This window comes from Methylopila musalis, assembly GCF_042679725.1.
Classification (GTDB): domain Bacteria; phylum Pseudomonadota; class Alphaproteobacteria; order Rhizobiales; family Methylopilaceae; genus Methylopila; species Methylopila musalis.
This window is the reverse complement of the sequence record NZ_JBHTMX010000303.1, coordinates 1-2,287: the sequence shown is the minus strand read 5'-3', so window position 1 is coordinate 2,287 and position 2,287 is coordinate 1. Positions and strand designations below refer to the sequence as shown.

General features: G+C 73.5%; 3 protein-coding genes. All 3 read right to left on the bottom strand.

The features are described from left to right. On the bottom strand, positions 1-557 hold a 557-nt coding region (locus tag ACFQ4O_RS17005; RefSeq protein WP_378777491.1), incomplete at its 3' end, for a LysE family translocator. 29 nt (positions 558-586) lie between these two features. Further along, the gene (locus ACFQ4O_RS17000; protein WP_378777489.1) at positions 587-1,453 is read right to left on the bottom strand and encodes a DUF817 domain-containing protein; all 867 of its coding nucleotides are present in this window, start codon (positions 1,451-1,453) and stop codon (positions 587-589) included. Beyond that, the coding region (locus ACFQ4O_RS16995; RefSeq protein WP_378777487.1) for a DNA replication and repair protein RecF at positions 1,450-2,287 on the bottom strand (838 nt) is incomplete at its 5' end. The genes ACFQ4O_RS17000 and ACFQ4O_RS16995, both read right to left, overlap by 4 nt.

The following is a 2,287-nucleotide window of genomic DNA, read 5'->3' as shown; positions in this document are numbered from 1 at the left end:
GGCGAGACCAGCCAGCGGCGGGCCCGATCGGCGGCGGCCGCGTAGGCGCCCATCACCGCCGCCAGCACCAGCGCCGCCGCGCCCGCAAGCTCCGCGAAGCCGAGCGCGTTCACATGGCGCAGGTCGATCAGGGCCGGCAGCAGCGCGAGATAGAGCACCATGGCCTTCGGGTTGCCGAGGGTGACCGCGAGGCCGGCGAGGAAGCCCCGGAGCGGCGACCGCGGCTGCGCTTCCGCGGCGACGCCTTCGCCGGCGACCGCCGGGGCGCGCCACAGCTTGACCGCGAGCCAAAGCAGATAGGCCGCACCGAGCCACTTCACGACCATGAAGGCGGTTCCGAAGCTCGCCGCCAGCGCCGACAGGCCGAAGGCGGCGGCCGCGAGCCAGACCAGATCGCCGAGGATCAGCCCCGCCACCAGCGGCAGGGCGCCGGCGAAGCCGACGCCGAGCGCGCGCGCCACCACGGCGGCGACGCCGGGGCCGGGCGTGGCCGCCACCACGAGGAGCGCGACGGAGAAGGCGAGGATGCTGGCGATGTCCATGACGGCGGCGATCAAGCGCCCCGCGCCACGCCGCGTCAAGCGGATCAGCGCTCCGCCGTGTCCGGCGGGCGGGGCGGATGGACCAGCGAGACCAGCGCGAAGCTGAGCACGATCAGCAGGAACCACGCGCCGAACTTGCCGAACGACACCACGTGCCAGACCCGCTGGGTCGGGTAGAGCCAGGCGCCGGTGGCGGTGCCGACGTTCTCCGCGATCCAGATGAAGAAGGCGGTCAGCGCCGCCGACAGCAGCAGCGGCATCCAGCGCGGTTCGGCGTCCACGGTGAACACGATCCGCGTCCGCCACCAGATCAGCCCGGCGCAGAGGAACAGCAGCGGCCGGGCGTCCGGCAGGTAATGGTGGCTGAAGAAGTTGACGTAGATCGCAAAGCCCAGCGCCAGCACCCAGCCGTTCGGCGGCGCGTGGATGTAGCGCAGATCGAAGATGCGGGTGACGCGCGCCATGTAGCTGCCCACCGCGGCGTACATGAAGCCGGAAAACAGCGGCACGCCGCCGATCCGCAGCAGGCTGGGCTCGGGATAGCTCCAGGAGCCCACATGGGTCTTGAACAGCTCCATCCCGGTCCCGACCAGATGGAACAGCAGGATGACCCGCGCCTCGCGCCAGCTCTCCAGCTTCGTCAGAAGCAGCACGGCCTGAACGGCGAGCGCTGCGATGGTCAGAAAATCGTAGCGCGCCAGCGGCCAGTCGGCCCGCCACACGAGCTTGGTGACGATCAGCAGCCCCAGCATCACGCCGCCGAACAGCGCGGCCCAGGCCTGCTTGAAGCCGAAGATGAGAAACTCCGCCAGCCACGGATGCAGCCGCGCCAGCGCGGCGCGCACGCGGGCGTGCGCGCCGCCGAGCCAGCCGGCGTAATGCTGGGGGTGGCCGAGCGGCGCGCCGGTCATGGGGCGTCGGCGCGGCGGACGACGCCGTCCGCCACCGAAAACACGGTGGCGCGCCCGCCGATGTCGGCGAAGGCGGCCGGGTCGGCCCCCGTGAGCCAGACCTGCGCGCCGAGGGCGTCCAGCGTCGAGAACAGCGCCTCGCGCCGGACGGGATCGAGATGTGCGGCCACCTCGTCCAGGAGCGCCACGGGCGCGCGGCCGTCAAGCCGCGTCACGAGGCGCGCATGGGCCAGCACGAGGCCGACCAGCAGCGCTTTCTGCTCCCCGGTGGAGCATTTCTCTGCCGGCATGGCCTTGGCGGCGTGGCGCACCTGAAGGTCGCTGAGGTGGGGGCCTTCCAGCGTGCGGCCGGCGGCGCGGTCGCGGGCGCGCGCGCGGGCGAGGCGGTCGCGATAGGCGTCCTCCACCAGGGTGGCGGGCTGACGCGCGAGCTCCGCCTCGAGCGTCCCCTCAAGCGTCGCCTCCGCGGCCGGAAACGGCGAGGCCGTATCCGCGGTCTCCGCGATCAGGCCCGTCAGCCGGCCGAGCGTCTCCGCCCTTGCCGCCGCCACCGCGACCGCGAGTTCGGCGAGCTCCCGCTCCACTGCGTCGAGCCAGCGGCCGTCGCGCCCCTCCTCCAGCAGGCGGTTGCGGGAGCGCAGCGCCTTTTCGAGCCCTGAGGCCCGCGCGCCGTGGGCCGGGTCCACCGCCAGCACCAGCCGGTCCAGGAAGCGGCGGCGGTCGCCGGCCGGGCCGCGGAACAGGCCGTCGAGATCGGGCGTCAGCCAGACGAGGCGCAGATGTTCGGCGAAGGCGCCCGCGCCCGAGGCCGGCGCGCCGTCGATGCGGCAGCGG